Genomic DNA, 24,509 nt, shown 5'->3' with positions numbered 1-24,509 from the left:
CGACGACTAGTTGTTGAAGCAGCCGAACCGCAGGCTGGAGATCCGGTCGTTCTTGTAGTAGTCGGAACCGCCCGCGTCGTAGTCGCCCTTGGTGCCCCAGCTCCAGGCCTGGGCGTAGTCGACCTGGGACGGGTGCAGCTCGCCGTAGGGGTCGTCCCAGAACTCGACCGAGCACTGCGAGTTGTTGATCCAGGAGGACACCTGGTTGTCGGCCAGGACCCCGTTCAGGAAGTGGACCTGGTTCAGCCGCACGATCAGGCTGCCGCTGCCGGCGGGGGGCGGGGTCACGATCGCCTTCGAACCCGTGCCGCCGCTGTTCTGGTAGAGGCAGAGCGCCCAGCCCGGGCACCCGTCGTACGGGGGGTTGGCGGCGGAGGCCGGCGCGGCCGAGAGGAACATCATCGCCCCGGCGATCGCACCCGCGACGGCGGTGGTCGCCAGCTTGAAGGATTTGAGGGCCATGGTGGAACTCGCTTTCGGGGTCTGTCCGCGGCTGTGACGCGGGCGGGTGACAGTGCTCGTGCGCGGCGGGCCCCGGGTCGGGCTCGCCGCACCACGAGACTGCCCGTGCGGGGGAGGCGGCGGCATCAGTCAAATGACTGCGGACCGCCAAGGATCCCGACCGAGTGATGCGTCCTACCCGTCGTGCCGGGAAACGGCCCAGAAACATGGGATGTCGTCGCACCGGCCGGGACAGCGAGGATTCGGTCCATGGCGTCGGTCGCCGAGCAGGTGCCGGGCGCCGCCGATTCCGTTCTCCCGAAGGAGTGTTCGTCCCATGAGTCTTCGCCGATCGGTCTCCGCGGTGGCCACCGTGGCGGTGCTCGCCCCGCTGCTGGCGCTGGCCGCCGGAACCGCGCAGGCCGCGCAGGGCCCCGCCACCGACCCCGGGCCCGTGAACGCCGTGGCGCCCGCACCCGACTTCACGATCCTGCCGTCGAACCCCTCGGTGCTGCAGCTCACGCGGAAGCAGCAGTGCATGGCCTCGTACAACGTCAACTACTGGGTCGGCGGCGGGCCGTTCGCCGTCACCCAGCTGAAGGTCTGCCTCAGCGCGCCGGCCACCCTCGCGACCGGCGCGCAGATCTTCTTCGCCGGTGACGCGAACTACGTCCCGATCGATCCCGTCTACGTCCCGACCGGGCCCGTCATCCCGACCGGGCCCGTGACCGACCCGGACGGGCCCGTCCTCGTCCCGACCGGGCCCGTGCTCGACCCGGCCTTTCCCGCCCTCCCCTGATCCGGGGAGCCGGTCCGGCCGTGCGGCGGCGCGGCCGGGGCCGGCCCGGCGGTTGCCGTCGGCTCAGTAGCCGACGGTGAACCGGCGCTGGACGAAGCGGGGCAGCTCCGCCTCGTCCACCAGCGCGACCGCGGCGTCCTCCGCCGAGATCCGGCTCAGGCCGTCGGCGTCCAGGACGACCTGGTCGCCGCCGATCCGGAAGCGGCCGGTGCGCTCGCCGGGTCCGATCCGCTCGGCGGGGCTGAAGTACGTCCAGAGCCGGTTGGACAGGCGCAGCACGTCCAGCGCCTCCCGGTGGCCGCGCACGGCGGCGGCGTACTCGCGGGGCAGACCGAGCTCGTCCAGCGCGGCGTGCAAGAGCTCGTCGTGGTCGGCGCGGACGACGCCCGGCTCGATCTCCAGGCTGCCGGCGCCGCCGATGACGATCAGCCGGGTGCGGGGGTGGCTGTCCAGCGCCTTGAGCAGCGACCGGGCGGCGGTCGCGTAGACGGTCGGGTCGGCGATCGAGCGCCGGACGGTGTCGGCGAAGTCCTTCGCCGCGTTGCCGGGCTGGAAGCCGCTGATCAGGACGTCCAGGCCGGGCAGGACGGCGGCGACGGCCGCCGGGTCCAGGACGTCGACGCTCGCCCAGCTCAGGTTCTCGCGCCGGTCGGTGACCGCGGAGGCGTCCCGGCTGAACGCCGAGACGCGGTGTCCGCGCCCGAGGGCCTCGGTGACGATCCGGCTGCCGATGGTGCCGGTGGCTCCGATGATGCCGATGTGCATGGTTCTCCCCTTGGTTCATGCCACGGTCAAGGCCGAAACGGCGGCTCGGGACAGCACTTCCTCACGCCCGCCCCTCACGCCGTGTGGGAACTATACGGCGTGAAGTTTTCCCACGGCAATCAGCGAGGTGACGCTGTAGAGTGGCGCCGTGGCAGGCACCCCGAGCACCGGACGACGCGAGCGACTGCGGATCGAGACGACCGCCGAGATCAAGCGCACCGCACTGGAGTTGATGCGCTCCGGCGGCCCCGACGCGATCACCCTGCGGGCCATCGCCCGCGAGATGGGCATGACCGCCAACGCCATCTACGGCTACTTCGCCACCCGCGACGACCTGGTCACCGCCCTCGTCGCGGACGTCTACACGGCGCTCGCCGACGCCCTCGACGCCGCCTGGGCCGCCTCCGCGCAGGACGCCCCGGCGCGGCGGATCCAGGCCTGGGCGCACGCCTTCCGCGGCTGGGCGCTGGCCAACCCCGAGGGCTTCCGGCTGATCTACGGCGATCCCGTCCCCGGCTACCGCGCGCCGGAGGGCGGCGCCGCGCCCGACGCCGCCCGGCGGGTCTGCGTCGGCATCGCCGCGCTCGCCGACACCGCCTGGGACGGTGCCGCGGGTGCGGGTGCGGGTGCGGGTGCGGGTGCGGGCGACGGCTTCGGCTGGGAGGACTTCGATCCCGGCCTGCTCGACAAGGTCCGCCCCGCGTTCCCCGCGCTGCCGCCGGCCGGGGTGGCCCTGGCGCTGCGGATCTGGGGCCATCTGCACGGCCTGGTCGTGCTCGAGGTCTACGGCCACCTGCGGGCCCAGACCTCCGCGCCGGACAAGCTCTTCCGCGCCGAACTCACCCAGCTGACCCGCTCGTTGGGCCTCCAGGACTGATCCCCGGCTGACTGTCCGTCCGGGCGGGGGATCGGCCCGGACGGACACGAACGGCTCGCCGCCGGCGCAGGTCCGGCGCGGTACGCGGCCGCGGCTGGTCCTGGCGGCCGACCACATCGAGGTGCGGCCGGACCGGGACCAGCCGCGACCGGACGGCGCCGGGGGCTGAACGGCGGGGGCCGAACGTCAGACCCGGCCGGCCCCGGCCCGGGCCTCGGCGGCGCGGGCGGCGGTCAGCTCGCGGTGGGCGGCGACCAGGCGCTCGATGTCCTCGGGCGTCACGCTGTCGACGAACGCCGGGATGCGGCCGACCGGCAGGCTGCCGCCCATGGTGGTGGCGATCGGGTCGTCGGCGGAGATGCCGATGGACTCCGCCATCGGCCGCATCGCCGCGCCGATGATCTGCGCCCCGACCGGGTCGGCCAGCCACTCGCCGAGGGTGGACTCGGCGGTGAGCCCGGGGACGTAGCCGTCGCCGGGGCAGCCGACCGTGGTGCGCAGCCGCAGGTCCCGGGAGGACGCGCCGATCCGCAGCTCGAACTCGCCGCCCTCGACCCGCCAGCGGTGGTCGCGCACCGACCAGTGGGCGAAGGAGCGCCCGTCCAGGGTGATGGTCAGCCGGGCGCTCTCGCCGGGCTCCAGGTGGACCTTGGCGAAGCCCTTCAGCTCGTGCTCGGGGCGGCGCAGCCGCGGGGCGCACTCGTGCACGTACAGCTGGGCGACCTCGGCGCCGGCCCGGGTGCCGGTGTTGGTGACCGTGAACGAGACGTCGAAGCGGTTGTCCCCGGTGGGCGTCACCTCCAGGCCGTCGTAGCCGAAGGTGGTGTAGCTCAGGCCGTGGCCGAAGGGGTGGGCGACCGGCAGGCCGAGGGTGTCGTAGTACCGGTAGCCGACGTACACGCCCTCGCCGTAGTGGACCTTGCCGTCCGCGCCGGGGAAGTGCAGGTGGCTGGGGTTGTCCTCCAGTCGCAGCGGGATGGTCTCGGCGAGCCGGCCCGAGGGGTTGTCGAGCCCGAACAGCAGCCGGGCGAGGGCCGAGCCGCCGGCCTGGCCGAGCAGCCAGCCCTCCAGGACGGCGCCGACCCGGTCCTGCCACGGGGTGAGCCGTACCGGCGCGCCGTTGGAGAGGACCACGGTGACGTCGGCGCCGGAGGCCCGGGCGGCGGCGGTGACGGCGTCGAGCAGGGCGAGCTGGTCGGCGGGCAGGTCGATGTCGGTGCGGTCGAAGCCCTCGGACTCGTGGGTCTCGGGCAGGCCGAGGAAGAGCACGGCGTGCCGGGCGGCGCGCACCGCCTCGACGGCCTCGGCGACGAGCGCCGGGTCGGCCGTGCCGTCGAGGGTGAAGCCGGGGGCGAAGCGGATCCGCTCCGGGTCGGTGACGGTCGCGCGGATCGCGTCGAGGGCGGTGTCGAGCCGGGTGGGCACGACGTGCGAGCTGCCGCCGCCCTGGAAGCGCGGGCTGCGGGCGAACTCGCCGACGACGGCGATGGTTCCGGTGCCGTCGGGGGCGAGCGGCAGCAGGCCGCCGTCGTTCTTGAGCAGCACGGCGCACTGCGCGGCGACGGCGCGGGCCAGCGCGTGGTGCTCGTCCTCGTCGTAGCTCCCGCCGGGCACCCGGGCGGCCGCGGTGCGCTCCAGCAGCTCCAGGACCCGCCGGGCGGCGGCGTCCAGGGCGGCCGGGTCCAGCGAGCCGTCCTCGACGGCTGCGACGACCTGCGCCTCCCGCCGGGAGGGCGGCATCTCCAGGTCGAGCCCGGCGGCGAGCGAGGCGACCCGGTCGGCGACCGCGCCCCAGTCGCTGACGACCAGGCCGTCGAAGCCCCACTCGCCGCGCAGCAGTTCGGTCAGCAGCCAGTGGTTGCGGGCGGCCGGTACGCCGTTGACCGCGTTGTAGGCGGCCATCACGGTGGTCGGCCGGGCGGTGGTGACGATGTGCTCGAAGGCGGGCAGGTAGATCTCGCGCAGGGTGCGCTCGTCGACCTCGGCGCTCACCCGGAGCCGGTCGGTCTCCTGGCTGTTGACGGCGAAGTGCTTGAGCGAGGTGCCGACGCCCCGGGACTGCACGCCGTGCACCAGCGCGGCGCCGATCCGGGCGGTGAGCAGCGGGTCCTCGGAGAGGTACTCGAAGTTGCGCCCGCCGAGCGGGGAGCGCTTGATGTTGACGCCGGGGCCGAGGACGACGGAGACGTTCTTGGCGACGGCCTCCAGCGCGATGGCCCGGCCGACCCGCTCGGCGAGCGCCGGGTCCCAGGAGGAGCCGAGGGCGCAGGCGGGCGGGTAGCAGGTGGACGGCTCGCTGGTGCCGATGCCGAGGGCGTCGCCGTTCTCGGGCTGCTTGCGCAGGCCGTGCGGGCCGTCGGTGAGCATGATGCCCTCGACGCCGGCCTCGGGCAGGGCGCGGGTGTGCCAGAAGTCGCCGCCGGAGGTCAGCGCGGCCTGCTGCTCGGTGCTCAGCGCGGGGTGGTGGCTCTGCTCGGTCATGGGTTTTCTCCTTCGGGTGGCCGGTGGGCGGGTTGGTGGTGGGGGGTCAGGCCCCGGCGACGGGCAGGACGCGGCTGCGGCCGGCGGCGCCCAGCCAGGCGGCGGACGGCTTCGGGGTGCGGACGAAGGTCTCCCGGTCCACCGCGATCAGGCCGAAGGTGGGGAGGAAGCTGCCCCACTCGTAGGTGTCCGGGGCGCTCCAGTGGAAGTGGGCGAGGGCGGCGCGCGAGAACTCGCCCGGCTCGGGCTCGATCCGGGCCCACTCGACGCTGAACCGGTAGTCGGTGAAGCCGAGTTCGGCGAGCAGGTCCATGCCCTCGCGCCAGCGGTGGTAGCTGTCGCAGGCGTCGCCGCTGGGCTCCTTGATGTGGCCGCCCCCGGTCTGGTGGGCGGAGGTGGCGGCGCCCCGGAGGAAGCCCTCGGGCAGGGAGGTGATCGGCGCGTCGCGCATGGCGGGTCTCTCTTCCGTGGTGCGGTCCGCCGTCCGGGCCGGCCGCGTGTGCGCAAGGGGTGCCTCACCATAAGCACGAAAACATGACAGTGCAATGCTTTCGTCGTCGAAAACCTGGCATCGATATGTTTTTGCGCCGCGCCCGGTAGACTCCGGCCATGAGCAAGCCTCGGGGGCCGTACGCCAAGACCTCGGCCAAGCGGCAGGAGATCATCGACGCCGCCCTCGCCGCCTACGCGGAGGCGGGCAGCCGCAACGTCTCGCTGCGCGACATCGCCCAGCGGGTCGGGATGACCTACGCCGGGGTCATGCACCACTTCGGCAGCAAGGAGGCCCTGCTCACGGCCGTCCTGGAGGCCCGGGACGCGGCGGCCGCGGAACGCTTCGGACCCGACCCCGAGCGAACCGGACTGCCGCACTCGGCGATCCTGCGGCACAACGCGTCCACCCCGGGGCTGGTCAAGCTCTTCGTCGACCTCGCGGCGGCGGCGGCCGAACCCGACCATCCCGCGCACGACTTCTTCGAGCAGCGCTACGCGGACCTCCGCGCCCGGCTCGCGGAGCGCATCGAGCGGCACGTCGCCGACGAGGTGGACCCGGCCTGGCTCGCCCGGATCTTCATCGCCGCCGTCGACGGCATCCAGCTCCAGTGGCTGCTCGACCCGGAGATCGACATGGCCGCCGACATCGACCGGCTCGGCGAGTTGCTGATCGGCCCGCGGTGGACCCCCGACCCCGACGCGCAGCGCCCGGCGCCCGACGCCCCCGCGGAGGAGCGCCCGGCGTCCTCGGCCTGAGCGGGCGGATCGGCCCCCGGCCGGTCGGCGTCGTCGTGCTCGGTGGCCCTCGTGGGGGTCGGTGCTTGCACCCTCCCGGGGCAGGGAGCGGCACCGCCCGGTGGCATCCGGAATCTCCGGTCGGCACGGTGTGCGGCGATCGCTAGAATCCGGCTGCCTACGAACTCTGTGATCGTCATATGAGTTGGGGCCGTGAAACATGAGGGGGCATCAATGAAGTTGCTGCCATCGGGCAGCCGCGGGGGGCAGGGGCGAAGAAGGAAGCGCATCGCCGCTCCGGGCGCCCTGTTGCTCGCCGTCCTGGCGACGCTGGTGGGCCAGGCCGGCCCCGCCGCCGCCGTCGCCCCGCCGCCGGCGGCCACCGCCTCGCCGCAGGCGGGCGCCGGCGCCGCTCCGGGCACTGACACCGCTCCGGGCACCGATCCGTCCGCCGCCCCGAGCGCGGCGCCCACCGCCGGGCCGACGGCCCCGCCGCCGGTGGACCCGAAGGCCGAGGCCGCGGCCGCCGCCCGGGAGCTCCAGCAGGCCGACCCGACCGGCCCCTGCCCGACGGCGCTCGCGGCCGGCACGGTCGCCGAGTGCGCGGTCGAACCGGGCAAGCCGCAGTCGTTCTCCTTCACCCTGCCCCAGCCGCAGGACGTGCTGTTCGTCCGGGTCCTGACCGCCACCGGCTCGCCGCGCTGGACCCTGCGCGCGCCCGACGGCACGACGCCGACCTGCGAGGACCAGTCCGGCGGGATGCGCCGCTGCGCCACCACGCAGGCGGGCGACTACACCCTCCAGGTCACGCAGGACTACGGCGTGGCGGGCGGCCTCTCCGTCTCGTACCTTCCGCTGCTCGCGCCCGGCGCCTGCCGGACGGTGAGCGCCGCCGACCTCTCGCTCGCCGCACCGGCGGTGTTCCACGGCTCGCTGCCGACCGGTTCCGCCGGTGAGTGCTACCTCGCCGCCGACCTCACCGTCGGGGACCAGCTGCGGACCCGCATCAGCGCCTACTCCGCCGCCCGCGCCGTCTACGACGCCACCGGCCGACAGATCTGCTCCGGTACCAACAGCGGGGACTCCTTCCGGCTGGACTGCACGACGGCCGGCCAGGCGCCGTTCCGGTTCACGGTGCAGGCCGGCTACGGCTCGACGCAGGCGTACGACCTCACCCTGGCACGGCTCGCCGGCACGCAGGGCTGCGTGCTCGTGGAGCCGCAGGCCTACGGCACCTCCCCGGACCTGGGCCAGGCCGCCCGGTGTCGCACGCTGCGGATCACGGAGAAGGACCGGTACTACCTCGCCGCCGTCACCTCGGCGAGCGGCACCGCGCTCACCGGCGAGCTGTTCGCGCCCGACGGGAGCCGGGTGTACGCCGGCTGCTCGGAGGCCTACACCTGTGAGCTGACCCCCGGCGGCTACACCTGGGTGGTGGACCCGGGCACCCCCGCCGACCAGGGCTTCGGCCTGGTCCTGCGTTCGGCCAGGGAGACCGGGGGCTGCACGGCGACCGGTGACACCGGCCTGGTGTCCGGCCCGGCCACCGGCTCCTTCGGTGCCTCCGGGCATGCCTCCTGCCTCCTCCTGCCCACCGCCACCGGTACCGGCGTCTACCTGCTCAACCAGCCGCCGAAGGACACGACCGGTGCGGTCTTCACGGTGCTCGACGCGGCCGGCACCAAGCAGTGCGAGAACCCCTTCTCGTACGGCACCACGATCTGCAAGCTGACCGGGACGGCGCCGTTCCGCGTGCTGCCGACCGGTGCGCCGACCGCGACGTACCGGCTGGTGGTCCACCGCACCGGTGAGACGGCCGGCTGCACGGCCTGGCCGCGCAGCGCCTTCGACGGCGGCTGGGGCGTGGAGGTCACGCCCACCGAGGCCGCGCCGCAGGTCTGCCTCGGCCTCCCGGCCGGTCAGCACAGCACCGCCGAGGCCGTCGACTACACGAACGCCACCAACACCGGCGGCGCCTCGCTGAAGGTGGTCGATCCGCAGGGCAACGTGGCCTGCCTGGGCAGCGCCTTCACCTGCGCCTTCACCGACGGCGTGCCCTACACGATGCTGCTGTCCGGTCGTTACGGCGACGGCTACAAGCTGGCCCGGCGGGACATCTCGCCGACCGCGAACTGCCTTGCCCCGAACGCGACCACGGTCGGCGGCCGGTCGCTCCCGCTGGACCTGGGCTCGGCGCTGGACGCCCGCTGCATCCGGGTGCCCGCCGAGGCCACCGACAAGCTCTGGCTGAGCGCCCGGGTCGCCGCGGGCCGGTACGACAGCACGGTGCAGCTCCAGGTCGCCGACGCCGCAGGCCGCACGATCTGCGTCCAGTTCGGCGACTCCTGCAAGGTCACCGGATCGACCTCGTACACGATGGTCGTGCTCGCGGTCGGCCACAAGGGCGGCGCCCCGGTCCACGCCGATGTGGACAGCTGGCGGGTGGGTACGGCGAACGGCTGGGCGCCTGAGTGCACCGCCCATCCGATCTCGGTGGCGGGCTTCTCGCTCCGCAGCGGGATGTTCACGGAGTCGTCGCCGGGGTACTGTGCGGTGGTCGACATGAAGGAGTGGCAGTCCTTCAACGTCTTCGGCGCGACCTCCGCGCCGACGCTGGCCAAGCCGATCCTGGACCTCGTGGGGCCGGGGAAGTGGGACGACTACAGCCCCACCTACTGGTGCGGCAACATCTACAACGCGTTCGGCGCCAAGTGCAGCGCCACCGGCGGCGCGGTCGCGGGGCAGGCCGTCCTCCTGGCCGCCCCCGGTCGTGCCGCGACACCGATCGAGTACACCTTCCAGGGCACGTGCGAGCGCTACTCCTCCACCTGCGGCGGCCAGTCGAGCTACGTCACACTGACCTCGGTCAGCCCCGCCACCGGCGCGGCCGGGACGCAGATCCAGGTCGCGGTGCGCGGTTACGGCCTCACCCTGGGCAGCAAGCTGCGCCTGAAGGGCGGCGTGACCTCCTCCCAGTTCGACGTCACGCCGATCTCGGTGAACCCCGGGGGCACCGAGGCACACGTCCTGTTCAACACCTACGGCCTCCAGCCGGGGGCGTACGACGTGGTGCTCGACGACGGGAGCACCGGTGTTTCGCTCGGCAAGGCGTTCACGGTGACGCCCGAGCAGGCCGCGGCCAAGGGCCGGTTCGTGCCGGTGTCGCCGTCCCGGATCCTGAACACCGTGCTGGGTGTCGGCGCGCCGGCCGGCCGGGTCGGCCAGGGCGGCGTGGTGCCGCTCCAGGTCGCCGGTGCGGGCGGGGTCCCGGTCACCGGGGCGACGGCGGTCGTGATGAACGTGACGGCCGTCAACCCGACCCGCAACAGCGCCGTCTCGGCGTACCCGAGCGGCCAGAAGGTGCCGGACCTGCCGACGGTGAGCTTCGCGGCCGGGCAGAACGTCACCAACCTGGTGACGGTGCCGCTGGCCAACGGCCGGGTCGACCTGCGCAACGCCTGGGGCGAGGTCGACCTCGGGGTGGACGTCGTCGGCTACTACACCGACAGCACCACCCAGGGCTCCCTGCTGAGCCCGGTGTCGCCGACCCGCATCCTGAACACCGTGCTCGGGGTCGGCGCGCCGGCCGGCCGGGTCGGCTGGGGCGGCGTGGTGCCGCTCAAGGTGACCGGCGTGGCCGGGGTGCCGACGAGCGGGGTGACGGCGGTCGTGATGAGCGTGACGGCCGTCAACCCGACCCGGACCGGCTTCGTGACGGCCTACCCGCACGGCGAGTCCGTGCCGGACGCCTCGGTCGTCAACTTCGCGGCCGGGCAGAACGTGTCGAACCTGGTCACGGTCCCGGTCGGGGCGGACGGCAGGGTCGACCTGTACAACGCCTGGGGCGAGATCGACCTCGGGGTCGACATCGTCGGCTACTACGGCGCCTCGGGTGCCACCTACTCGCCGGCGAACCTGGTGCGGCTGCTCGACACCCGTACCGGCGAGGGCGCCCGGATCGGCGCCCTGGGCGGGAACGGCGACCTGCTCAGCGTGCGGGTGGACGGCGTCGAGGGCGTGCCCTCGACCGGGGTGACCTCGGTGCTGATGAACGTCACCGTGGTGTGGCCGACCAACACCAGCTTCCTGACGGTCTTTCCGCACGGACAGGAACGTCCCGACGCCTCGAACATCAACTACCGCCCGGGTGAGGTCGTCTCCACGCTGGTGATGGTCCCGGTGGTGGACGGACGCGTGTCGTTCGCCAACCAGTGGGGCGGCACCGACGTGGTCGCCGACCTGATCGGCTGGTTCTCGGTCTGACGACCGGCCGCCTGATCGACACCGCGCCGCCCGGGGTTCCCGGGCGGCGCGGTTCGTTCTGCGGCTGACACGCGGACATCGGACACGCGGACGCGCGGACGCGGGCCCGCCCGGGTGGGCGGACCCGCGTCGCCGTGCCGGTGGTCCTACTTGTTGATGCAGATGTTGCCGAAGGCCGGGTTGGCCAGCCCGATGATGTCGATCGAGTTGCCACAGAGGTTGATCGGGATGTGGACCGGGATCTGGATCTGGTTGCCGGACAGGACGCCGGGGGAGTTGGCGGCGATGCCCTCGGCGACGGAGTCGGCGGCGGCGGTGCCGCCGCCGGCCAGCAGGGCGGCCGACGCGAGGATGCCGGCGGCGAGGGCGGTGCGAGTGCGCATGTCTCTCCTTGTGAGGGGATGAGTTGGCAGATCAGAGCACCATCACACCGGTGAGGGGCGGCGATCCCGGCGCATTGCTCGCATCGAGGGCGTGTCCTCGGCGGCGCCCGCCGTCCCGGGTGCACCGGCCGTTCCCGAGGGGGTGTCAGCCGGTGGGCGGGAGGTCCTGCTCGGCCCAGATGGTCTTGCCCTGGCGGGTGTAGCGGCTTCCCCAGCGGGTGGTGAGCTGGGCGACCAGGTAGAGGCCGCGGCCACCCTCGTCGGTCAGGCGGGCGCGGCGCATCCGGGGCTGGGTGGCGCTGGGGTCGGAGACCTCGCAGGTGAGCCGTTCGGCGCGGATGAGGCGGACGCCCACCGGACCGCCCGCATAGCGGATCGCGTTGGTGACCAGCTCGCTCAGCACCAGTTCGGTGGTGAACGCCAGCTCCTCCAGCCCCCAGGCCAGCAACTGCGCGGTCGCGGCCTCCCGGACCTGCGCGACCGCCGCCGGGTCCGCCTCCAGCGTCCAGCCCGCGGTGTCCTCCGGCGGCACCGCCCGGGTCCGGGCCAGCAGCAGGGTGACGTCGTCGGTGAGCCGGTGGGCCGGGAGGCCGGCGACGAGGTCCCGCCCGAGCTCGCGCAGCGCGGCGCCGGCCGGGGGAACGGAGCCGTCCGGCGGGGCGGCCGTGGCGGCGAGCCGGTGGGACAGCTCGTGCATGCCCTCCTCCAGGTCGTCCGCGTAGCCGAGCAGCAGCCCGTCGGTGTACAGCGCCAGCAGGCTGCCGGGTGCGAGCTCGACCTCGGTCACCTCGAACGGCAGCCCGCTCACGCCGAGCGGCGGCCCCGGCCGCAGGGGCACGTACGTCACCTCGCCGGACGGCGTCGCGACGGCGGGCGGCGGGTGCCCGGCCGAGGCCATCACGCAGCGCCGCGACACCGGGTCGTACACCGCGTACACGCAGGTGGCGCCGAACGGCACGGTCTGCTGGTCGTCGGGGGTGTCGTGGGCGCTGTCGCTCCACGCGCCGTGGCTCACCGGGGGCAGGGTGGCCGCGGTCGCCCCGGGCTCCGCGCCGGGGCCGTCCTCCTCCTCGTCCGGCCGTTCGGCCTCCACCATCAGCTGGGCGACCAGGTCGTCGAGGTGGACCAGCAGTTCGTCCGGCTCCAGGTCGAGATCGGCCAGGGTCCGGACGGCGGTCCGCAGTCGGCCCATGGTCGCGCTGGCGGCGAGCCCGTGGCCGACCACGTCCCCCGCGACCAGCGCGACCCGGGCGGAGGACAGCGGGATCACGTCGAACCAGTCGCCGCCGATCCCGCTCGCCGTGTCGGTGGGCAGGTAGACGCTCGCGGTGGAGACGGCGGTGGTCTCGGCCAGCGAGGGCGGCAGCAGGCTGCGCTGGAGCCCGACGGCGGCGCGGTGCTCGCGCGCGTAGCGGCGGGCGTTGTCCAGGGCGAGGGCGGCGCGGTCGGCGATCTCGCGCAGCAGCTCCAGATCGGCCGGCAGGTACGGCGGCCGGTGCGGGGCGCGGTGGACGCTCACCCGGCCGAGCAGGCTGCCGCCGGCGCGCAGCGGGACGGTCATCGACGGGGGGAACGCGGTGTGGGTGGTCTGCTCGCCGGGGTCGGCGTGCAGGGTCACCCCGGTGGGCGGGGGCGCCGGGATCCCCGCTCCGTCGGCCTCGGCCGAGGCCGACGCCGTGCTCGCGACCGCGGTGCGGCGCAGCGGCACCCGGCCGTCCCGGCCCGGGGACGGCTCCCCGCCGGTGAACACGGCCTCGGCGACGTCGATCACCGCGAGGTCGGCGAGCCCGGGCACCGACCCGTCGCCCGCCTTGGGCCCGCCCTGGGCGGACGGCGGGGAGGGGGCGCCCGGGCCTTCCGGGGACGGCGGGGCGAGCACGGCGGCCAGCTCCTCCGCCGTCCCGGTGACCGACAGCGAGCCGCCGACGGCCGCCGTCGCCCGGTGCAGCAGGGCGAGCCGCTCGCCGGACCGGTGCAGTTCGGTGACGTCGGTGAACAGCGCGGTCACCCCGATCACCTGCCCGTCGGGGGACTGCAGCCGGAACGCCGAGATCGCCATCACCGCCCCGCCGGCCGGGTCCTCGATGGTGCGGACGATCTCCTCCGCGCCGATCAGCGGCCGGCCGGTGCGCAGCACGTCCTGCAGTCCGCGTTCGACGGCGGCGGCGTCCCGCGCCTCCAGGAAGTCGCCGAGGCGCCGCCCGCGCAGGTCCGGCGGCAGGCCGCTGTAGGGGAGCAGGTGGGTGTTGGTGCGGATCAGGCGCAGCCGCTCGTCGAAGACGGCCAGGCCGACCCGGTCCTGCAGGAACAGCTCGCGGGTGAAGGCCTGGTCCTGGCGCGAGCGGGCGACCAGTGCGGTGGGGGAGGCGAGCACGAAGTACCGGGGGGCGCCGGTGCCCTCCGGTCCCGGCGGGGCGTCCTCCTCGGGCGCGTCCAGCGGCAGCACCTGGTAGGAGAGCGCGAGCCGTTCGCCCCGGCCGGAGCGCAGCACCGCCTCGCCGGACCAGCCCTCGGCCTGCTGCTCCGCGGTGAGCTCGGACATCGCCGGCCACCCCGAGGGGTCGTCGAGCAGGTCGTGCACGGGCCGGCCGTGGACCTGGGCGGCACCGAGGGCGAGCAGCCGCTCCGCCTCCGGGGTCCAGCGGACGATGCGGCCGTCCGCGTCGAGCAGGGCGCCCATGGCGTTGACGACGAAGGGGGATCGGCCGCGGTTCAGGGCGTCCGCCGTGTCCATCCGGTCCGCTCCTCTCCGTCGGCGGGTTGGCTGCCGCGACCCCTCCATCATCCCCCGGCCCGGCGAGCCCGCCAGTTTCCGGGCGGCGGACAGCGCGCTGCACGGGGGGTTCTCGGGCGCCCACTCTTATTGTAATCTCCGTCAATAAGCGGGGCCGGCGGGTTCCCGCGCAGGCCACGCACCTGACGGAGGCAGCCATGGCTCACCCGGCGGAACGCATCCCCACCCGGACCCGCACCGCGGCCGACGACGACGTCTCGAAGCGGCTCCTCGCCTCGGCCGCGACCCTCTCCTACGACCCGTCCGTCGAGATCGACTGGGACGCCCCGCTCCCGCCCGGGCACTACGGGCTCAACCCCGAGTGGAGCACCCTCTACGGAACCCCGCTCTGGGCGGAGATGACCGAGGAGCAGCGGGTCACCCTCACCCGCCACGAGGTCGGCTCGATCATGACCACCGGCATCTGGTTCGAGATGATCCTGCAGCAGATGGTGCTGCGCGACCAGTACCTCAAGGACCCCGGCAGTGCCGAGTTCCGCTTCGCGCTCACCGAGATCGCCGACGAGTGCCGCCACTCGATCATGTTCGCCCGGGCCTGCGAGCGGATGGGCGTCCCCCAGTACCGGCCGAACCGGCTCGTCGCCCAGGCCGGGCGTGCCTACAAGTCCCTCGCCCGGGGCGAACTCGCCTACGGCGGCATCCTGGTGGCCGAGGAGGTGCTGGACGTCATGCAGCGCGACTGGATGCGCGGCGAGAACGTCCTCGACATCGTCCGCGGGACGTCCCGGATCCATGTGGTCGAGGAGTCCCGGCACATGAAGTTCGCCCGCCAGGAGATCCGCGAACGGCTGCGCGGAGCCGGCGCCCTGCGCCGTCGCAACGCCGCCTTCGGCATCGCGGCCGGCGCCTTCGTCATCGTCACCAGCATGGTTCACCCGTCCGTGTACAAGGCCGCCGGGCTGGACGTCGCACGGGCGCTCGCCGAGGTCCGGGCCAGCGAGCACCGGCGCGCCATGATGCGCACCAGCAGCCGCCACCTGATGGCCTTCCTCGCCGAGAACGGCCTGATCACCGGCCCGGCGGCCAGGCTCTACCGGCGCATCCACATGCTCTGACCCGCCCCCTTTCCCGCCCGTCCGCTCCCAGCCCCCAGCCCCAGCCCCAGCGCAGCGAGGACCCCACCCCCGCCATGGCCTACGCGATCACCCGTACCTGCTGCAACGACGCCTCGTGCGTGTCCGTCTGCCCCGTCAACTGCATCCACCCCACCCCGGACGAGCCGGACTTCGGCCGCACCGACATGCTGTACATCGACCCGGCCGCCTGCATCGACTGCGGCGCCTGCGCGGACGCCTGTCCGGTGGACGCGGTCTTCCCGGTCGACCGGCTGATGGGGCCCGACGCCGTCTACGCCGGACTCAACCGCGACTTCTTCCGCGACCACCCCGCCGACCACGCCTGGGGCGCGCCCGCCTTCCCGCGCAGCCTGCCCGCCGGCCTCGCCCTCGGGCCCGGCCCGCTGCGGGTCGCCATCGTCGGCACCGGGCCGTCCGCGAGCTACACCGCGCAGGCGCTGCTGCGCTCCACCGGCGCCGAGGTCACCATGCTCGACCGGCTGCCGGTGGCCGGCGGGCTGCTGCGGCACGGGGTCGCGCCGGACCACCAGTCGACCAAGCGGATCGCCGAGAGCTTCGCGTCCGTCTTCCACGACCCGCGGCTGCGGGTCCACCTCAACGTCGAGGTCGGCACCGACCTCGGCCACGCCGAACTCGCCGCCCACCACCACGCGGTGGTGTACGCGGTCGGGGCCGCCGCCGACCGCCGGCTCGGGGTGCCCGGCGAGGACCTGCCCGGCAGTCTGCCCGCCACCACCTTCGTCCGCTGGTACAACGCCGAACCGACGGTGCCGGCCGACGCGGTGGCCCTGTCCGGCGGGCCCGGGAGCGGCGCCGAACGGGCGGTGGTGATCGGCAACGGCAACGTCGCGGTCGACATCGCGCGGATCCTGCTCTCCGACCCCGACCGGCTCGCCGCCACCGACATCGCCGACCACGCGCTCGCCGCGCTGCGCGGCAGCGCGGTCCGCGAGGTCGTCCTGCTCGCCCGGCGCGGGCCCGGGAACGCCGCGTGGAGCGTGCCCGAGTTCCTCGCCCTCACCCGACTCCCGGGCGTGGACGTCGTGGTGGACGACCGCCCGGAGGTCCGCGGCGCGGCGCTGCCGGCCGGTGTCCCGCTGGAGCGCGTCGACGCCACCGCGCCGCCCCGGCCCGGGCGGCGGATCGTGCTGCGCTTCCACGCCGCGCCCGCCGAACTCCTCGGCGACGGCCGGGTCGAGGCGGTCCGCCTCGCCGGCACCGGCGAACTCCTGCGCACCGCCCTGGTCGTGCGCTCCATCGGCCACCGCGGCGTGCCCGTCCCCGGACTGCCCTTCGACGACACCGCCGGCAGCGTCCCGCACACCGGCGGCCGCGTCCTCGACCCGGCGACCGGCCGGCCGCTGCCCGGCACCTACCTGGTCGGCTGGGCCAAGCGCGGACCCTCCGGCGGCATCGGCGCCAACCGCGCCTGCGCCGAGGAGACCGTGCACGCCCTGATGGACGACGCGGTCGCGGGCACCCTGCCCGTCCCCACCGGCGACCGCAGGGCCTTCGACCGCCTGGTCCGTACCCGCCGCCCCGACGCCCTCGGCCTGCGCCAGCTGCGTGCCATCGACCGCGCCGAACGCGCCCGCGGCGAGGCCACCGGCCGCCCCCGGGTCAAACTCCCCACCGTCCCCGCCCTCCTCGCCGCCGCCCGCCGCTGAACCGCGGGCGACCCCGCGCCCCTCAGGGCCCGACGAGCAGCCGGACAGCGCCGTCAAGGAGGACCGGCAGGAGGTCGGACACTCAACTTCTCCCACTCCGGGAAGAGTTCACCCGCCACGCCGGGTGTGACTCGCCATCAACCGAATACGTCGGATGGCCTGCTCTTCGGTCTGGCCGACAGGATCAGCTGAAGAGGGCGCCGAGGTCGAGGGGGGTGATCAGGTAGGTGTCGGTGGCCGGGTCGTGGGCGTGGAGGAGGGCGGTGCGGCCGGCCGGGACGGCGGCGTCGCCGGGCGGGGTGCGGACGGCGAGGAGGGCGGGGGAGCCGTCGTCGGTGGTGGCCTCGGCCCAGCCGGAGGTGGTGTCGGCGCCGCCCGGGAGGACCGCGCAGACGCGGCCGACCAAGGGGAAGGGCTCGGAAGCGAGGAGGTCCCCCGGCAGCTCGTCGGGCAGCTCCCCGGAGGCGGCGTCGACGTGGGGGTCGGCGCCGCACCCCCCGCCCCGGGTGCCGGTGGGGCGGCCGACGCCGTGCCCCCCGGGCACGACGTCGGCCGCGAGGCCGCTGAGCAGGGCCAGCATCCAGTACTCGGCGGTCACCACCAGGGTCGGAAAGCCCGGCGCGGCCTTGAAGTCCCCCCGCATCCGCCCGTTCCCTCCGACTTTCCGATCGGCGCCGGACCCCCCGGGCGCCGTGGTGATCCTGTCAGGAGGAAAGCGTCCGCACACTGCCAGGACCTGGCAATCTTGTCGGTGTTTTGACACCTGAAAATATCCGGAAACCAGACGCAACGCGGGGCCCGCTGAAACGTTCACGACGGAACGGCCGCGGTCACAGCTGCCGGTTCGGCCAGTCGAGCAGACGCGCGCCCATCACGGCGGTCTCCAGGGTGTAGCGGTGCAGCGCGTCCGCCGGGTCGTAACCGGTGAGGTCGCGGATGCGCTCCAGCCGGTAGCCCAGCGCGCGCACGCTCAGGCCGAGCCGCCGGGCGGTCTCGGCGTTCACGTAGCCGGCCTCCGCCTGGACGGTGATGGTCTCCAGCAGCGGGCGGGCGCCGCCGCGCGCGGAGGTGAGCGGGCCGAGCACGGTGCGCACCAGGTCGGCCATCGCGGAGCGGTCCCGCATCAGCACCGGGAAGACCAGCAGTTCCTCGGCGCGCAGCCGCTGCGCCGGCAGCCCCAGCCGCTGCGCGTACTCCAGCGCGCCGAGCGCCTCCTCGTAGCTGCGGACGATTCCGCCGGTGCCGGCGTGCCGGCGGCCGGTCGCCACCCGCTGCGCGGGCAGGTACCCGGCGCCGGGCCGCAGGGCCAGCTCGGTGAACGCGGTCAGGACGGCCTGCTCGCCGTCGGAGGCGATGCAGACCAGCCGCCCGTCGCGGGAGGCCAGCAGCAGGGTGCGGTCGTCGTAACGGCCGGTCAGCTCGCGCAGCACCCGGTGCGCGGCGGGCGCGCCCTCCAGGTAGGGCTCGTCGGCGACGGCGACCGCGACGGTGTAGCCGGCGGCCAGCCGCAGCCCGAACCGCTCGGCGCGCTCGGCGAGCGCGCCGAGGTCGGAGCGGCCGTGCAGCAGGTCGTTGACCAGCTCGCGCCGGTTGGCCTCCTCCTGGCGCACGGCCATCCGCTGCGCGCGCTCGTGGCCCTCGGCGAGGGCGCCCAGCGCGGCCTGGGTGGCGGCGAGCACGGCGTCGCCGGTGCGCCGCAGCTCGGCGGCGGTGGCGGCGGTGAGGCCGGGGAGGGTCTGCCAGGCGGCACGGGTGGCGCCCAGACAGGCGCCGACGAGTTCGCGCAGGCCGTGGCCGGCCTCGGCGCCGCGCTCGCCGAGTTCGCGCAGCCGCTCCAGTTCGGAGCGGCGCAGCAGGCGCCCGGTGCGGGAGACGTCGGTGAGCAGGTCCAGGCAGTGCGGAGCCAGCTCGCTGGGGATGTCGGGTGCGCCGGTTCCGTTGGCCACCGTCATGTCGTCGTGTCCCGCCCCGGTCCGTGGGTGTGGTCCGGCCGTCCGGCGTGCCCGCCGGTCGGCCGATCGGCTTCTCGGCTGGTCAGCCGGTGCGCCGAGCCGTCGGCCGGCCCGTCGGCTGCCCAGCCCGGGCATGTTATCCGGTCGTCGTCCCAACCGCCTTGCCAACCGCCTCGCCGACCGTCGGCACCAGCGGCCGGTGGCAGGCCACGGTCCGTCCGGGCGTGACCTCGCGCTGCGCCGGCACCTCGCTCGCGCACCGCTCGTCGGCGAACGGGCAGCGGGTGCGGAAGCGGCAGCCGGACGGCGGGTCGAGCGGGGACGGCGGGTCGGCGGGCAGCAGCCCGGAGTCGCCGAGCGGGCGGCCGGGCTCGGGGACGGCGGCGAGCAGGGCCGCGGTGTAGGGATGGGCGGGGGCGGCGAGCACCTCCTCGGTGGGGCCCTGCTCGCAGAGCCGGCCGAGGTGGAGCACCGCGACGTCGTCACTGACGGCGCGGACCACGCCGAGGTCGTGCGAGATGAACAGGCTCGCCAGGCCGCGCTCCTCGGTGAGCCGGCGCAGCAGGTTGAGCACGGTGGCCTGGGCGGAGACGTCGAGGGCCGAGACGGCCTCGTCGGCGATCAGCACCCGCGGCTCGGCGGCGAGGGCGCGGGCGATGGCGACCCGCTGCGCCTGGCCGCCGGAGAGCTGGGAGGGCCGGCGGTCGCCGAACAGCGCGACCGGCAGGCCGACGGCCTCCAGCTGCTGCTCGACCACCGCGGTGCGGTCGACCGACGGGTCCGGGTGGGCGTCCAGCGGTTCGGCGACCAGGTCGCGCACGGTGCGGCGCGGGTTGAGCGAGGAGACCGGGTCCTGGAACACCATCTGCATCCGGGGGCGCAGGGCCCGGAGCGCCCGCGGGGAGAGCGCGGCGAGGTCGGTGCCGTCCAGGGTGACGGTGCCGGTGGTGGGCGGGGGCAGCCGCAGCAGGGCCTTGGCGATGCTGCTCTTGCCGGAGCCGGACTCGCCGACCAGGGCGAGGGTGCGGCGTTCGCGCAGCTCCACGTCGACGCCGCTGACGGCGTGCAGCGGGCCGGAGCGGGTGCGGTGGACCACGGACAGCCCGGTGGCGCGCAGCACCACGGGGGTGTCCGCGTCGGGGGAGGTGGGGGTGGCGGTCATGCGGCGGTCTCCTCGGCCGTCGCCGGCAGCGCGGCCGACGGCGTGAGCGGGAAGTGGCAGGCGGCCGTGTGTCCGGCCCCGGCCCGGTGGAGCGGCGGCGCGTCCGTCGAGCAGACCGCCTGGGCGCGCTCGCAGCGCGGGGCGAACGGGCAGCCGGGGATGGGCTTGGAGAGGTCCGGCGGTGAGCCGGCCACGGCGGGCAGGGTGCGGCGCAGCGGCCCGGTGACCCGGGGCACCGAGCGCAGCAGCGCGGCGGTGTACGGGTGGGCGGGGTTCTCGGTGACGGCCTCGGTGGGGCCGGTCTCGACGATCCGTCCGCCGTACATGACGGCGATCCGCCGGGCGCGGCCGTAGAGCAGGCCGATGTCGTGGGTGATCAGCAGGGTGGCCAGGCCGCGGGTCTCGCGGTGCCGGTCGAGCAGGTCGAGCACGGTGCGCTGGACGGTGACGTCCAGGGCGGTGGTGGGCTCGTCGGCGAGCAGCAGGGCGGGGGAGCCGGCCAGGGCGGCGGCGATGCCGACGCGCTGGCGCAGGCCGCCGGAGAGCTCGTGCGGGTAGGCGCGGGCACGCCGGGCCGGGTCGGGGACGTCGACGGCGGCGAGCAGTTCGGCGGCGGTGCGCAGCCGTTCGCGGCGCGGCATCCGGCGCCGGTTGGTGAGCGACTCGGTGACCTGGTCGGCGATCCGCACGACGGGGTTGAGCGAGGTCATCGGGTCCTGGTGGACCATGGCGACGCCGGTGCCGAGCAGGTCGGCGCGCCGGGCGGCGGTGGCGGTGAGCAGGTCCTCGCCGTTCAGCCGCACCGAGCCGGTGGCGGTGGTCCGGGTGGTGCGCGGGTGGACGCCGAGCACGGTGCGGGCCAGCACGGACTTGCCGGAGCCGGACTCGCCGACCACACCGAGGCACTCGCCGGCGTCGATGGTGAGGTCGATGCCGTGCAGCACGTGCAGTGTCCGGCCGTCGGGGGTGTGCAGGGTGGTGTCGAGCGAACGGACCTCCAGAACCGGGCTGGTCATCCTCGCCCTCCCTTCGAACGGAACTTGTCGCCCAGGTAGTTGAGGGCGAGGACGGTCAGGCAGAGCACCGCCGCCGGGGCGAGCGAGATCCACGGGGCGCTGCCGAGCGTCGTCCGGCCCTCGGCGATGATGCCGCCCCAGGACGGCTCCGGCGGGCGGAGCCCGAAGCCGAGGAAGCTGAGCGAGCCCTCGGCGACGATGGCGACGGTGGTGGCGGTGAACGCGAAGGTGAGCGCGATCGGCGCGACGTGCGGGACCACCTCGCGCACCAGGATGCGCAGCGGAGCGGTGCCGATCATCCGGGCGGCCTGGACGAAGCCCTGCTCGCTGAGCGACAGCACGACGGCGCGCACCACCCGGGTGAAGGCCGGCACGGTGAACAGGCCGATCAGGATGCCGATCACCGGCAGGCTGGGCCCGCGCAGCGAGACCACGATCATCACCAGGATCAGGGTGGGCACGGACATCAGCAGGTCGGCGGCGAAGCCGATCACCTTGTCCACCGGTCCGCGGAACCAGCCGGCCGCGATGCCGAGCGTCCCGCCGCCGAGCATGCCGACGGTGATGGTCAGTCCGGCGACGGCGAAGGAGGCCCGGGCGCCGGCCACGGTCCGCTGGAAGACGTCGCGCCCGCCGGCGTCGGTGCCCAGCCAGTGGCCGGGGCCGGGGGCGGCGGCGGGGTTGCCGAAGTCGCCGTGCAGCGGGTCGAAGCCGGGCAGCAGCGGGAGCACCAGGGCGGCGAGCGCGACGATCGCCAGCCAGCCGCCGGCGATCAGCACCCCGGTGGACGGGCGACGGCGCCCGGCCGCCGCCTCGCGCGGCACGGCGGCGGGGACGGGGACGGTCTCAGCGGCGCTCATCGGCGATCCTCGGGTCGATCGTGCGGTACAGCAGGTCCACGGCGAAGGTGGCGGCCACCACGGCGACGGCGCTGACCACCACCACCCCCTGCACCACCGGGAAGTCGCGGCCGTTGATCGCCCCGGAGACCAGCATGCCGACGCCGGGCACCGCGAACAGCGACTCGACCAGCACCGAGCCGCCGAGCGAGGTGCCGACGCCGATGCCGATCAGGGTGACCAGCGGCAGCGAGGAGGGCCGCAGCGTGCGGCGCAGCAGCAGCCGCGCGGTGCCCATGCCGCGGCTGCGGGCGGCGGAGATGTAGGTCTGGTCGAGGGTGTCGATCAGCTGGCTGCGCAGGGTGCGGGTGAAGATCGCGGCCTCGGTGAGGCCGAGGGTGAGCGCGGGCAGCACCAGGTGGCGCAGGTTCTCCAGCGGGTCCTCGGTGAACGGCGTCCAGCCGGTGGCCGGCAGGATCCGCAGCTGGACGGCGGTGATCCAGATCAGCAGCAGGCCGAGCACGAAGCCGGGCACGGCGAGCCAGACGAACGCGCCGGCGGTGGCGATCCGGTCGACGGCGCCGCCCGGCCGCCAGGCCGACCGGAGTGCGACCGGCAGGGCCAGGCCGAGCGCCACCACCTGGGCGGCGACGAAGAGTTCGAGGGTGACCGGGATCCGGTCGGCGAGCTCGGTGGTGACGGCGACGCCGGTGGAGAGCGAGTGGCCGAGGTCGCCGTGCAGGGCGTCGCCGAGCCAGCGCCAGGTGGCGGCGAACACGTTCTCGTCCAGGCCGAGCTTGGCCTCGTACGCGGTGACCTGCTCCGGCGTGGCGGTGGGGCCGAGCGCGGCGAGGGCGGGGGAGCCGGGCATGAGGTGCGGCAGGGAGAGGGCGGTGACGGTGACCAGCAGGAGCACCGCGCCGGCCCGTCCGAGCCGTCCGGCGGTGCGTCCCGCGGTCCGCAGTGCGGTGGGCGTCACTTCTTCACCCACAGCAGGGCCGGGGAGACGTTGACGACGGTCCGCTTGGAGACGTCCGGCAGGCCGCCGGTCCTGGCGGAGGCCAGGAAGCCGACCTGGTTCTCGGTGAGGAAGATCATCGGGGCGTCGGTGACGACCTCCTGCGCGGCCTCCTGGTAGGAGCGGGCGCGCTGGGCCGGGTCGACGGTGCTGCGGCCGGCGGCGATCGCCCGGCCCGCCTTCGCGTTGTTCCAGCCGGTGAAGTTGTAGGGGGCGTCGGGCATGTAGAGGCTGGCCAGGGCGGTGTCGGTGTCGCCGAACATGCTGGTGACGAAGTCCATCACCTGGAACTTGCGCTGGAACATCGCGGTGCCGAGGTTCGCCGGGTCCAGCGGCTTGATGGTCATCTTCACGCCGGCCTCGGCGAACATCTGCTGGAGCGCGGTGGCCCGCTGCTGGCCCTCGGGGCGGCTGTCGACGAGGTACTCGAAGGAGAGGTCGGAGTGGCCGGCCTCGGCGAGCAGGGCGCGCGCCTTGGCGGGGTCGTGCGCCGGGTAGTCGGCGGTGCCCTGGGCGCGGTAGGGGGAGGTGGAGCCGATCGGGCCGTCCGAGACCTTGCCCTGGTCGAGGTAGACGACCTTCTCGATGGCCGAGCGGTCCACCGCGTACTGCAGGGCCTTGCGCACCCGCGGGTCGTCGAAGGGGGCGACCTTGGTGTTGAACACCACGGTGGAGGTGGAGCCGGGGCCGGTGGCCACCCGCAGGCCGTCGGCGGGGGCCTGCTTGAGCTGGGAGGGGGTCTCGGCCCAGACGAGGTCGGCGTCCCCGGAGCGCAGCGACTGGTAGCGGCTGTCGGCGTCCGGCAGGACCTTGTAGACGAGCTTGTCGGCGTGGCCCTTGGCGCCCCAGTAGGAGGGGTTGCGGGTGAGGGTGGCGGAGACGCCGGGCTGCACGCTCTCCAGCGTGTACGGGCCGGAGCCGACCGCGGGGGTGTCCGCGCCGGCGGGCGCCTCGGAGACGTAGCCGAGGGAGCGGGTGAACAGGCCGGGGAAGGCGGCGTTCGGGGACTTGAGGGTGAAGCCGACGGAGGTGGGGGAGTTCACCGTCATGCCGCCGATGCTGGCGGCGTCGACGGCGCAGCCGCACTTGGCCTCGGGCTTGGCGAGCCGGTTGACGTGGTCGATGACGGCCTGGGCGTCGAGCGGCTTGCCGTCGCTGAAGGTGACGCCCTCGCGCAGCTCCAGCGTCCAGGCGGTGGCGTCGGCGTTCGGGGTGAAGGACTTGGCCAGGTAGGGCTGGACGGCGCCGTTGTCGCCGTTGACCATCAGCGGGTCGTAGAGCGCGTTGGCCAGGATCATCAGCGGCATCGAGGTGAGGGTGGAGTCCGCCGGATCGAGCTTGGTGAAGGGGCGGTCGAGGCCGATTCTCAGGGTGCCGCCGTCGACGGCGGGGCCGTCGTCCTTGGCGGCGGAGGCGGCCGTGCCGCCGCCGGAGACCGTGTCGTCGGACGCGGAGCAGGCGGAGGCGGTGAGGGCGAGGGCCGCCGTGCAGACCGTGGACGCCAGGACGAGCGTGTGCCGCTTCATGATTCCTCGGGGGGATTCGGGGAGCTGGGGGAGGGGGGAGACCGGCGGACGCTGCCGGACCGGTGGCCGCCGGACCCCACTCTTTGGAGGTGGCACAACTGCCAATTGGCACTTGTGCAAACTTCGCATGACGAAATGACGACGACTTGGCGCTCGGCTTGAGCGGGCCACGCCGGGCGTGATTCCGTACGACTACGGCCGCGTGCGGCACAGCAGTTGACGA

At 74.5% G+C, this 24,509-nt stretch carries 18 protein-coding genes and 1 pseudogene; 6 read left to right on the top strand and 13 right to left on the bottom strand.

The genetic code is table 11. The features are described 5' to 3' along the window. Nucleotides 1-6: 6 nt before the first annotated feature. Complete coding sequence (locus tag ACFVUH_RS19945) at nt 7-462, bottom strand: peptidase inhibitor family I36 protein (protein WP_355368467.1); 456 nt, start codon at nt 460-462, stop codon at nt 7-9. Nucleotides 463-778: 316 nt separating this feature from the next. Between ACFVUH_RS19945 and ACFVUH_RS19940 the strand changes: the two genes are divergently transcribed. Next, nucleotides 779-1,240 carry a hypothetical protein gene (locus ACFVUH_RS19940; RefSeq protein ID WP_387914627.1) on the top strand — a complete coding sequence of 154 codons (462 nt, stop codon included), beginning with the start codon at nt 779-781 and terminating at the stop codon, nt 1,238-1,240. Nucleotides 1,241-1,303: 63 nt separating this feature from the next. On the opposite strand, the gene ACFVUH_RS19935 is transcribed toward ACFVUH_RS19940, so the two are convergent. Continuing rightward, on the bottom strand, nt 1,304-2,005 hold the full coding sequence (locus ACFVUH_RS19935) for an NAD(P)-dependent oxidoreductase (RefSeq protein ID WP_387914626.1): 702 nt from the start codon (nt 2,003-2,005) through the stop codon (nt 1,304-1,306). A gap of 148 nt (nt 2,006-2,153) precedes the next feature. Between ACFVUH_RS19935 and ACFVUH_RS19930 the strand changes: the two genes are divergently transcribed. Continuing rightward, entirely contained in the window at nt 2,154-2,882 is a 729-nt protein-coding gene (locus ACFVUH_RS19930; RefSeq protein WP_387914624.1) for a TetR/AcrR family transcriptional regulator, read from the top strand. Between the two features lie 186 nt (nt 2,883-3,068). Here the strand turns inward: ACFVUH_RS19930 and ACFVUH_RS19925 are convergent, their stop codons facing one another. Beyond that, on the bottom strand, nt 3,069-5,363 hold the full coding sequence (locus ACFVUH_RS19925) for a glycoside hydrolase family 3 C-terminal domain-containing protein (protein WP_387914623.1): 2,295 nt from the start codon (nt 5,361-5,363) through the stop codon (nt 3,069-3,071). Nucleotides 5,364-5,568: 205 nt separating this feature from the next. After that, nucleotides 5,569-5,814 (bottom strand): annotated as a pseudogene (locus ACFVUH_RS19920) (family 1 glycosylhydrolase); the annotation flags it as partial. A gap of 158 nt (nt 5,815-5,972) precedes the next feature. Between ACFVUH_RS19920 and ACFVUH_RS19915 the strand changes: the two are divergent. Both ACFVUH_RS19915 and ACFVUH_RS19910 read left to right on the top strand, forming a co-directional pair. Then, nucleotides 5,973-6,611 (top strand): TetR/AcrR family transcriptional regulator, encoded by a 639-nt coding sequence (locus ACFVUH_RS19915; RefSeq protein WP_387914621.1) that lies wholly within the window; start codon nt 5,973-5,975, stop codon nt 6,609-6,611. A 213-nt stretch (nt 6,612-6,824) separates the two neighbouring features. Beyond that, nucleotides 6,825-10,853 carry a hypothetical protein gene (locus ACFVUH_RS19910; RefSeq protein WP_387914619.1) on the top strand — a complete coding sequence of 1,343 codons (4,029 nt, stop codon included), beginning with the start codon at nt 6,825-6,827 and terminating at the stop codon, nt 10,851-10,853. Nucleotides 10,854-10,999: 146 nt separating this feature from the next. On the opposite strand, the gene ACFVUH_RS19905 is transcribed toward ACFVUH_RS19910, so the two are convergent. Both ACFVUH_RS19905 and ACFVUH_RS19900 read right to left on the bottom strand, forming a co-directional pair. After that, entirely contained in the window at nt 11,000-11,236 is a 237-nt protein-coding gene (locus ACFVUH_RS19905; RefSeq protein WP_355368452.1) for a chaplin, read from the bottom strand. 145 nt (nt 11,237-11,381) lie between these two features. Next, entirely contained in the window at nt 11,382-13,970 is a 2,589-nt protein-coding gene (locus tag ACFVUH_RS19900; protein WP_387914617.1) for a SpoIIE family protein phosphatase, read from the bottom strand. Between the two features lie 197 nt (nt 13,971-14,167). Here ACFVUH_RS19900 and ACFVUH_RS19895 point away from each other — a divergent pair, with 197 nt between their 5' ends. Both ACFVUH_RS19895 and ACFVUH_RS19890 read left to right on the top strand, forming a co-directional pair. Beyond that, nucleotides 14,168-15,085 carry a diiron oxygenase gene (locus ACFVUH_RS19895; protein WP_387914616.1) on the top strand — a complete coding sequence of 306 codons (918 nt, stop codon included), beginning with the start codon at nt 14,168-14,170 and terminating at the stop codon, nt 15,083-15,085. Between the two features lie 74 nt (nt 15,086-15,159). Continuing rightward, on the top strand, nt 15,160-16,773 hold the full coding sequence (locus tag ACFVUH_RS19890; protein WP_387914614.1) for a 4Fe-4S binding protein: 1,614 nt from the start codon (nt 15,160-15,162) through the stop codon (nt 16,771-16,773). Between the two features lie 184 nt (nt 16,774-16,957). Here the strand turns inward: ACFVUH_RS19890 and ACFVUH_RS19885 are convergent, their stop codons facing one another. The 7 genes from ACFVUH_RS19885 to ACFVUH_RS19855 all read right to left on the bottom strand — a co-directional run bounded on the left by ACFVUH_RS19885 (nt 16,958) and on the right by ACFVUH_RS19855 (nt 24,286). Continuing rightward, nucleotides 16,958-17,416: a hypothetical protein gene (locus ACFVUH_RS19885; RefSeq protein WP_355368440.1), complete on the bottom strand. Its 459-nt coding sequence runs from the start codon at nt 17,414-17,416 to the stop codon at nt 16,958-16,960. Between the two features lie 187 nt (nt 17,417-17,603). Then, nucleotides 17,604-18,725, bottom strand: a complete 1,122-nt coding sequence (locus ACFVUH_RS19880) for a PucR family transcriptional regulator (RefSeq protein WP_387914612.1) — start codon at nt 18,723-18,725, stop codon at nt 17,604-17,606. Nucleotides 18,726-18,861: 136 nt separating this feature from the next. After that, nucleotides 18,862-19,887: an ABC transporter ATP-binding protein gene (locus ACFVUH_RS19875; protein ID WP_387914610.1), complete on the bottom strand. Its 1,026-nt coding sequence runs from the start codon at nt 19,885-19,887 to the stop codon at nt 18,862-18,864. Beyond that, nucleotides 19,884-20,903 (bottom strand): ABC transporter ATP-binding protein, encoded by a 1,020-nt coding sequence (locus ACFVUH_RS19870; RefSeq protein WP_355368431.1) that lies wholly within the window; start codon nt 20,901-20,903, stop codon nt 19,884-19,886. Before ACFVUH_RS19870 ends, ACFVUH_RS19875 begins: the two co-directional genes overlap by 4 nt. Then, nucleotides 20,900-21,763: an ABC transporter permease gene (locus ACFVUH_RS19865; protein WP_387914609.1), complete on the bottom strand. Its 864-nt coding sequence runs from the start codon at nt 21,761-21,763 to the stop codon at nt 20,900-20,902. Before ACFVUH_RS19865 ends, ACFVUH_RS19870 begins: the two co-directional genes overlap by 4 nt. Then, entirely contained in the window at nt 21,750-22,721 is a 972-nt protein-coding gene (locus ACFVUH_RS19860) for an ABC transporter permease (RefSeq protein ID WP_387914608.1), read from the bottom strand. The genes ACFVUH_RS19865 and ACFVUH_RS19860 overlap by 14 nt, the downstream gene beginning before the upstream one ends. Then, complete coding sequence (locus ACFVUH_RS19855; RefSeq protein WP_387914607.1) at nt 22,718-24,286, bottom strand: ABC transporter substrate-binding protein; 1,569 nt, start codon at nt 24,284-24,286, stop codon at nt 22,718-22,720. Before ACFVUH_RS19855 ends, ACFVUH_RS19860 begins: the two co-directional genes overlap by 4 nt. Nucleotides 24,287-24,509: the final 223 nt, after the last annotated feature.

The organism is Kitasatospora sp. NPDC058032 (assembly GCF_042885845.1).
Classification (GTDB): domain Bacteria; phylum Actinomycetota; class Actinomycetes; order Streptomycetales; family Streptomycetaceae; genus Kitasatospora.
The sequence above is the reverse complement of the archived record's forward strand: the minus strand, read 5'-3'. Positions and strand labels throughout refer to the sequence as shown.

Excerpts from the sequence above, each read along its gene's own strand:
- ACFVUH_RS19925 (WP_387914623.1), bottom strand. The coding sequence starts at position 5,363 with ATGACCGAGCAGAGCCACCACCCCGCGCTGAGCACCGAGCAGCAGGCC.
- ACFVUH_RS19880 (WP_387914612.1), bottom strand. The coding sequence starts at position 18,725 with ATGACGGTGGCCAACGGAACCGGCGCACCCGACATCCCCAGCGAGCTG.
- ACFVUH_RS19935 (WP_387914626.1), bottom strand. The coding sequence starts at position 2,005 with ATGCACATCGGCATCATCGGAGCCACCGGCACCATCGGCAGCCGGATC.
- ACFVUH_RS19855 (WP_387914607.1), bottom strand. The coding sequence starts at position 24,286 with ATGAAGCGGCACACGCTCGTCCTGGCGTCCACGGTCTGCACGGCGGCC.
- ACFVUH_RS19940 (WP_387914627.1), top strand. The coding sequence starts at position 779 with ATGAGTCTTCGCCGATCGGTCTCCGCGGTGGCCACCGTGGCGGTGCTC.
- ACFVUH_RS19865 (WP_387914609.1), bottom strand. The coding sequence starts at position 21,763 with ATGAGCGCCGCTGAGACCGTCCCCGTCCCCGCCGCCGTGCCGCGCGAG.
- ACFVUH_RS19885 (WP_355368440.1), bottom strand. The coding sequence starts at position 17,416 with ATGCGGGGGGACTTCAAGGCCGCGCCGGGCTTTCCGACCCTGGTGGTG.
- ACFVUH_RS19945 (WP_355368467.1), bottom strand. The coding sequence starts at position 462 with ATGGCCCTCAAATCCTTCAAGCTGGCGACCACCGCCGTCGCGGGTGCG.
- ACFVUH_RS19905 (WP_355368452.1), bottom strand. The coding sequence starts at position 11,236 with ATGCGCACTCGCACCGCCCTCGCCGCCGGCATCCTCGCGTCGGCCGCC.
- ACFVUH_RS19890 (WP_387914614.1), top strand. The coding sequence starts at position 15,160 with ATGGCCTACGCGATCACCCGTACCTGCTGCAACGACGCCTCGTGCGTG.
- ACFVUH_RS19915 (WP_387914621.1), top strand. The coding sequence starts at position 5,973 with ATGAGCAAGCCTCGGGGGCCGTACGCCAAGACCTCGGCCAAGCGGCAG.
- ACFVUH_RS19900 (WP_387914617.1), bottom strand. The coding sequence starts at position 13,970 with ATGGACACGGCGGACGCCCTGAACCGCGGCCGATCCCCCTTCGTCGTC.
- ACFVUH_RS19910 (WP_387914619.1), top strand. The coding sequence starts at position 6,825 with ATGAAGTTGCTGCCATCGGGCAGCCGCGGGGGGCAGGGGCGAAGAAGG.
- ACFVUH_RS19870 (WP_355368431.1), bottom strand. The coding sequence starts at position 20,903 with ATGACCAGCCCGGTTCTGGAGGTCCGTTCGCTCGACACCACCCTGCAC.
- ACFVUH_RS19895 (WP_387914616.1), top strand. The coding sequence starts at position 14,168 with ATGGCTCACCCGGCGGAACGCATCCCCACCCGGACCCGCACCGCGGCC.
- ACFVUH_RS19875 (WP_387914610.1), bottom strand. The coding sequence starts at position 19,887 with ATGACCGCCACCCCCACCTCCCCCGACGCGGACACCCCCGTGGTGCTG.